Raw genomic sequence first — 7,380 nt, 5'->3', positions numbered from 1 at the left:
CACCCACCCGCACCGTGGTCGCGTTCCGTGGCGCACCCCCGGTAGCCATCGAGGCAGAAACAGCCGAGGAGCCACCGGAACCTTCGGTGCTCACCTGCTGGCCCGCCACGACAGGAGCAGCATCACAGGCGCCGGTGCCGGCATCGTCGGTGGTGTCATCGAACAACGAGAGCTGAACAGAAGCTTCGCTGCTCATAGCCCGGCCAGCCACACGTCAGAACCCGACCCAGCCGCCGGCACCGACATCCCGTCGGGTGGATCATCACCGTGATCCCCGGCATACAGACCACGCCCCGCGTAGGTCCACGCCCCGAGGATCACTGTGTCGGGATCGCCGTCCGGACGACCGAACGCATCCACCGGCACCCGGCCCGCCATCGCCGCACCGATCGTGCGCGACCACACCCGCCGCACCGTCCGCAACGCGGTGAACGTGGTCGAGTAGGCCCGTGATTTTGACAGCCAGTGACCACCAAATCCCGCCTGATGGGCCCAGCGGACCAACCGCGGGATGTCACCGGAGTCCCGGCCGAGTGCCGCATCCAACGCCACCGCGAACACCGGATCGTGGCCGAGGCGCCAGCACGTCTCCACCAGCCGGCGCAGATGCGGGGGCAGCGTCAGCCGGCCGAGTGCGGCCAGCGACCGCACCGGATGATCCAACTCACCACCCGCCGCCGCGGACTTGGTGATGTACTTCGCCAGGTAGTTACTGACCCGGGACACATCCGCCGGCCCCTCCAACGCGATCCGGCGGATATCGACCTGTGCGCCCCAGCGCACCGCCCAGCCGTCATCCGCAACGGCGGTGGTGTCAAGGGTGAGCGCGTCCGGATCCGGAGCCGGTACTGCCACCACGCTCAGGACCCCGCGCAGCGCGTCTGCGACCAGCTCACCGGCCGCCCAGGCCGGAGGAGCCGAGCCCGGCCCGTCGGGACCGTCCACCCGGATCACTACGTGCAGGTGGACGACGCCCCGCGCCTGCATCTCCGCGACTTTCACGAACGACAGCCGCGCCGCGCGGCGCAGCCCTGCCACGGTCAGCCCGGCTGCCGCCGCCACCGCCGATTCCGTGCCGTCGCGGGTGGCCTTCCACAACCGGGGGACGAGCGCGTTCCAGACCACCGACCGGCCGTAGGCGTAGCAGTCCGGGCACAACGGCGACCCGAGCCGGGAATCCGCCTCATGGTGCCGCTCATGACAGCCCGCCGGTTTCCCATGCGGACACAGACCGCGCCGGGGATGACACGCCCGCACCGGACCCGTCTTCCCGCCCCGCTGGCGCCGTGAGTGCACCGGCCCGAAGCTCGGCGCGGTCAACGTCACGAACCACGCCGGATGATCCGACACCGATGCCGGCACACCCTTGCCACCCGCCAGCCCGGCCAGGACCAGCCGCCGCGCGTCCCGCTTGTACACCGCCGAACAGGCAGGACACGCCGACTCCCGCCGGTTCCCGCACCGCACATGCAGCACCCCGCCCGGCTCACCGGCACTGGTAAACGCCCGCCGGACCTCACCAGTACCGACATCCACATGATCAACATGGCCGGACAGGCGGATCGGGCGGGAACACCCACCCGCGACCGGCCGGTTTTCGGGCAGGCTCACGCCCACATCCACGGAAACCACCGCGTCCTTTCACCGCACAGGCCCAGCCCGACCCGGAAAAACCCACAGGACGGCCGCAGCCCACACGGACAACGAGAACGGGAACAGAAAAAGACCGGAAGATCAGCAGCGGCGGACCTCAACCGCCAGCCGGACCTACCCGGTCAACCCGTGAACGCACGAAAACCTGAACATCGACAGGACACGCCACATGCGGCACATCTGCACCCCAGACGGAAACGTCAACACGACTGGACACAGACCACAGTCGCGGTCTGTGGTGCAGCAGCCCGAGCCCGGTCCTGCCGCTCCCAGGCGGCTCTACGTGGACAGCCCGTCTATATGGCGTACTGCCTTACATGGCGCAGGGACCGTAGCCCCTCGAATGCCAATACCTACTATACCCGACCTGTCCGGGCTGAAACCAGCAAACACGACAACGGCGACCCCGAACGTCGGCCACGAGGGGAAGGGCCGGACACGTTCAGGGCCGCCAGCTCGACACGGTCACCGCCTACAGCAGCACGGAGTCCTCTCCCGCCGCCAGGACCAGCGCGGGAAAGTGCACCTCCCACACCTCGATCAGCGAGACCACCTCATGGTCACACACCCGCACCCGATGCAGCGTGAACGTCACCCCATCCGGAGTCACATCCGGGTTCGGCTTCGACCCCGCCATCACGACCCGAGGCGACTCGCCGGCGGCAAGCCTCGCCCGCCGAAGCCGGATGCCCACCGCCCACGCGACCCGCGACGCCATCAGCGACGTGAACCGGCGATGCAGCACCACCAGCCCCACCGGGCCGAGCTGTGCAATCCCGATGCTCGCCCCCACCATGATGTCCTCGTCCACCGCCATCTGATCGGACAGCAGCATCTGCTGAGCCTCGCTGTCCGCCTCCACCGCCTCCGGGAAGGAACCAACGATCAGACCGTCACACGGCAGGAGCAGGAACTCCGGAAGTTGCCCGGTGTGAAACTCCCACCCCGCGGCCCCTACCGCCACCGACCCTCTCACGACTCCTCCCAGCCCGGACGACCCAGGCCGGTCACAGGACCGCCACCACCCGGCGTCCCAGAAACGGCAGAGCCCAATACTCCGTCGCCGGAATCCCCCGCATCCGTGCGTAGTCCGCCATCCAACGCAGATCCACGAACGGCGCCACCACCTGAACCCCCGGCACCACCAACGCCCACGCCCCCAACGGGGTCACCAGGCCACCAGGGCCGATCACGCTCCCTGGCCCCGGACCGATACCCGTCGTCGTCATCCCACCCCCAGCCGTCATCATCGTCATCTACCAAGTCCTCCCTGCCCTCGTCCCTCATCGCCACCTCCCGAATTTGTCAGTCGTCGAACTCCCCGACATGGGCACCGGCGACGAAAACCCGCCACTCGACGCCCGAAAAAAGCAACGCCGGACCAAAACACGAAAATTCGTGCGTGGATCCGTCAGTTGGTGAGGGTCGGCAAAATCCCGTCAATCAGCTTGCGGAGTGGATCGCCGAGATCACCGTGATCGGCGTGACGGAGAAGCTGAACTGCGACACAGAGCTGAGAAAGGCGACCGTCACGGCTCGTCAGTACGTCGCCGAACTGGTCGTATACCTGATCTGCGACCGTCGGGACTAGGAGGCTTGTGCAGTACAGGGTGGCCGCATCCGCCCCCGCAGGCGCAGCGCCCCAGAACTCCCAATCGAGCAGGTAAGGAGTCCGCCGAGTGATGTTGGACCACCGCAGGTCACCATGCGCGGTGACCCAGGTTCCCACCGTGGGATCGATCGAGGGGCCGAACAGCCGGACGAGGACACGGCGCAACTGCTCTTGAGTTCGCGGAACACGCTCGGTCGGCTGTGCGGCGAGAGCGTCCAGGGATGCACGCAGAGAACGCCACCAGCCCGCCGTCAGATCGAGTTCGGTACGAAGGACCTCGGTATCAGAGCAGACCTTTTCCTCGATATAGTCGATGACCTCAGCGCGGATTCGTGTCCCGCCCGTATACCATTCGGTTCCCCCCTGCATGGCTGGACGCCGCACACTCCGAGGAAGGGCGTGAGCGGTCGCGGTGCCCGTCCAGACCAGCGGATGTACGTCAGATTCGGGTACAGCCACCACCCGAAGCCAGCGGCGTACGCCGTCGACGTCGGCCACACATCCGATAGAACGGCCACCGATCCCGAGGCGGATGGGCCCGGCCGGGGCAGCGCGGAGACGTCGCGCCGCCTCATCGAGATGGTCAGTCGCGTTGCCCATCACGGCTCCGCCCCCGCGTGGATCGTCAGGTGTTCGTAACGTAGGACTATACGGTGTGGCACACCATCGAAGTGGACCGTGGGAAGCGGAGCTGCCGAGATTCGGTCACCAGGCTTGAGGAGTGCGCAGTGACCGAGCCGGTAGCTCAGCAACACGGAGCCGTCTTCGAGTTGGTACCGCGCCGGATAGTAGAAGGCGTCGCGAGCCGCAGTCACCGCGAGACGATCCAGGGCTGCACCGGGACTGATCATAGATCGTGCGCGGACGAGGGCAACGGTATCGGCATCAGAGCGGATAAGACGCGGATCAAGGTAGACCGAGCCGTCCAAATGCGGAAAATGCAGATGATAAGGTCTTCCGGCTTTACGTCGGGGCACCGGGGGGAGCCTTGACTGAATCCTCTCCCACGCCTGCCGCCCTTGCTCTTCTCCGTAGACCACGAAATCGATATCGCCACGTTCCGTGGCCGGCTTGTACATCGCGGACCCGTAAATTCCCAGCGCGGCAGTGGAAACGCCAAGAATAGCTGCCAGATATTCTAATGTCTCCCGGTGCTCGTCGATCAACTGTGGATCCCGAGTGGAGAGCACACCCATAATCGCCCCCGATTCCACCCGTACCATTTTACCCAAGTTCGGCTGAAGTACTTCCGGTGCGATCCGTCCGACGATGTCGTCATGCTCTTGCCCGGGCAGGCTCAGAACGCGGCTCCACCGTCTACCCCAGAGGCTGAACCCGGTGCCATAGCCGACTTCGGCGGCATAAGCGACGAGGCCGTAGAGGTCCTTATCGATGCTGGCGATCTTCGCGATGAGTAAACCAGCGTCGGTGACCACGATCGAGCAGGCCGGAAGGGTCCGATGATCTATCGGAGCGCGAAGCGGTATCACCGTGTCTCAACCGACGAGAGGATCGGTCGGGTTGGTCGCCGCCATCCCGCCAGCCAGCTCGACACCTGATCAGCCTCAATGACCTGGTAGACGATCTCGCAGAGAACGTCACCGTCGGTCTCTACCCGCACCTCATGCGGGACCCCGACCTTGCCGACCCCCAACGTCGGGCGTGCCGCGCACGTCACCACCGCAGCCGGCGGCGTGCACCGCTCCCGCAGCAGTCCCGCCACCACGAACGCCAACGCCATACGACCCGGCGGCGCTCCCGGCGGGCAGACCACCACAGAACCCACACGCGGCAGGCCGGCCATGCCCAGCGCAACCCGCACCAGTTCTGCCCGGGGCCTTTCGACGAACTCCACGTCCGCCCGAAGCCCGCCGCCCGCCACTGGCCGAGGCCGGGATCCGACCAACACCCCTGCCACACCCGGCAGCGGTACGCGAGGGAACTCCACCATCACTGAGCGGTCAGGACTCGCTTCGCCGTCCGAGTCGACGGTCACAGCCGTGACGATCCCCCCAGGGCCAGCGGCCAACGTGACTGCCGCACCTGGCAACCGGACCGGCCTACAGGGTCGCGCCGCCTGAACGGCGCCGGTCGTATCTGCCATGCAGTGAAGGTAGAGCCACGGAGCGCATCCGGAGGGTACTGTCTATACCCCCAACAGACCCACCTTCCGGGCCAGCTCGCTTGCCTGCTCCCGACGCCGTCCATCCCGCGCGTCCAGCTCTTCCAGAATGATCCGCCGCGCGTGGCCGTTGTACCGGATCGTCTCCGGCGCCGAGTCGTAGGCGTGATCGAGGAGACGAAGCGCTTCGTCGTACTTCCTGTCGATCTGGTAAGCCCGTGCTTGCTCGATCCAATGCCGCGCCTGCCGCGGATGGGACGGGATCACCGCCGCGCGCCACCGTTCCGCCTGTCGTACGCCCTCACCACTCTGTCGCAGCTCGACCGCAACCGTCACGGCGTGCGCGTGCATGACCGTCTGCGAAAACGACGTGACAGGATGAAAGTAGTCGTCCGGCAGTCGCCGCGCGACGGCGTCCGCCGCGTCCCAGTACCTCCAAGCGTTCCCGATCTCGCCACGCCGCGCCGCCGTGTAGCCGCTCTCGAACTGCAACGCTCCCCACAGCGCCGCCACGTCGTCAGTGGCGTCATCGCTGGACAGGCTGTCCCGCAGTAGCGCCGTCGCCTGACTGGCCACGACGTCCGCTGCATCCCAGTCCCCGGCCTCACGATGCGCCTGTGTCATCAGCCAGGCTGCCACCCCGACCGCATGCAGGTCGTCCGAGTCCAGCGCGGTCGAGACACCACGTTCCGCCACCCGCCAGACTAGATCCTGTGCGGGCTGGTAGGACACGAAAAACTGCGTCAGCGCGTACACCTCCGCCAACACGGCCAGCGCCGCACGGCGCTGCGGACCGTCCGCCTCCGCGCGGGCAGTGCGTTGCGCGTCATCCAGAAGCCCGGGCAACAGCCCCCCGAGAACCTCCCGATGATTCGGCGCCGCATGCCTCGCCCTCCAGGCCCAGGTCACCCGCCCCCGTAGATCTGCAACCGAGGGCGCAGGCTGATCGGCGGCTGAGACCGGCAACCTGTTGACAGCAGCCCGCACAGCAGTGAGCCGATCATGCCCTGGGCCGGAGAACAACACCACCGGGATCGACTGACCACCCGTCAGTTCCGCAAGGTCACGCACCCTGAGTGCTTCCGCCAACCGAAGCAACATCGACAACTTCGGAGCAGCCAACCGACCCGTCTCCACCGCCTTCACCCACGACGCCGAGCGACCGACCAGCCCGCCCAGAACCTCCCGCGTCATCCCCCGCCGCGTGCGCAGAACCTTCAGCCGTCGACCGACGGACAGCGCGTCATCCGAACCCGTCCCGCCAACGATCGCCATACCAACTCCCTTCGCACGCAGCGAAAAACCCTTTGATGATGATCCTCGCTAATTATCTCTACGGTTTCAAGGCCGCCCCTCCGGGGCGGCAACCCCCACATCCTGACCAAGCCGGACGTCGAGGCCGAGGGCGCCGCACACGCCACGCCGAACAGGACCCCGGCCGGCCCGGCCGCGCACCGGGATGGGGCCCCGCCTCCCTCCGGTCGGCACCCCACCCGGGCGCGTCGGACCGGCCGCCCGTTCGTCGCGTCGGAGCGTCGCGGGTCCATTACCCCCGCGAGCGTGGGGACGAAAATACGCAACAGAGCGTGCGAATTTCAGGCTTTTTTTGAAGGGCGCCAGCGGCCGGCAGATCCACAGCCGCCGCACCAGTAAACGCAGCAGCCAGCACAAGACAGATCGCTTGAAAGATCGTCGGAGGCGCATCGTAGCCCGCGCATCCGGCCATAAGCGTGGCCAGAACGGCTAGAAAGCACCTTGCGACCGCACTTCGCGGAACGCGATCCCAAGGGCGCCGATACACCGGCTCATACTACAAGGCGCGAGCATCTGTCAGGCAAGAGCAACGGGGCGCCGCCCCGGACCCCGGCCCTTCCTCTGGAGGAGGGGGAGCCGCCGCCGGTCACCAGGAGCCGGGCGCGCGGGACCGCTGATCTCCTCCGCCGGGCGGACACCCGAGGGGTTACCCCAGAACCTCCCGACCGTGCAAGAGCGC

Annotated in this window: 7 protein-coding genes and 1 pseudogene; all 8 read right to left on the bottom strand. The window is 67.0% G+C overall.

The features are described from left to right. Positions 1–196, bottom strand: a pseudogene (locus AC08OO_RS21380) (hypothetical protein); the annotation flags it as partial. Beyond that, positions 193–1,632, bottom strand: a complete 1,440-nt coding sequence (locus AC08OO_RS21375) for a replication initiator (protein WP_134351214.1) — start codon at positions 1,630–1,632, stop codon at positions 193–195. The gene AC08OO_RS21375 and the pseudogene AC08OO_RS21380, both read right to left, overlap by 4 nt. 493 nt (positions 1,633–2,125) lie before the next feature. Next, positions 2,126–2,617: a hypothetical protein gene (locus AC08OO_RS21370; protein ID WP_232235243.1), complete on the bottom strand. Its 492-nt coding sequence runs from the start codon at positions 2,615–2,617 to the stop codon at positions 2,126–2,128. 43 nt (positions 2,618–2,660) lie between these two features. Further along, positions 2,661–2,909 (bottom strand): hypothetical protein, encoded by a 249-nt coding sequence (locus tag AC08OO_RS21365; protein WP_011438491.1) that lies wholly within the window; start codon positions 2,907–2,909, stop codon positions 2,661–2,663. 155 nt (positions 2,910–3,064) lie between these two features. After that, positions 3,065–3,763 (bottom strand): aminoglycoside phosphotransferase, encoded by a 699-nt coding sequence (locus AC08OO_RS21360; RefSeq protein ID WP_157858584.1) that lies wholly within the window; start codon positions 3,761–3,763, stop codon positions 3,065–3,067. 101 nt (positions 3,764–3,864) lie between these two features. Continuing rightward, positions 3,865–4,701, bottom strand: coding sequence for a hypothetical protein (locus AC08OO_RS21355; RefSeq protein WP_134351213.1), 837 nt, complete (start codon positions 4,699–4,701; stop codon positions 3,865–3,867). A gap of 50 nt (positions 4,702–4,751) precedes the next feature. Beyond that, positions 4,752–5,087, bottom strand: a complete 336-nt coding sequence (locus AC08OO_RS21350; RefSeq protein ID WP_131728952.1) for a hypothetical protein — start codon at positions 5,085–5,087, stop codon at positions 4,752–4,754. 324 nt (positions 5,088–5,411) lie between these two features. Next, positions 5,412–6,662 carry a helix-turn-helix domain-containing protein gene (locus AC08OO_RS21345; protein WP_011438495.1) on the bottom strand — a complete coding sequence of 417 codons (1,251 nt, stop codon included), beginning with the start codon at positions 6,660–6,662 and terminating at the stop codon, positions 5,412–5,414. Positions 6,663–7,380 lie beyond the last annotated feature (718 nt).

The sequence above is a fragment of the Frankia sp. CeCAU1 genome (assembly GCF_977971845.1).
Note: the sequence above shows the minus strand (reverse complement) of the source record. Positions and strands in the feature narration are given on the sequence as shown.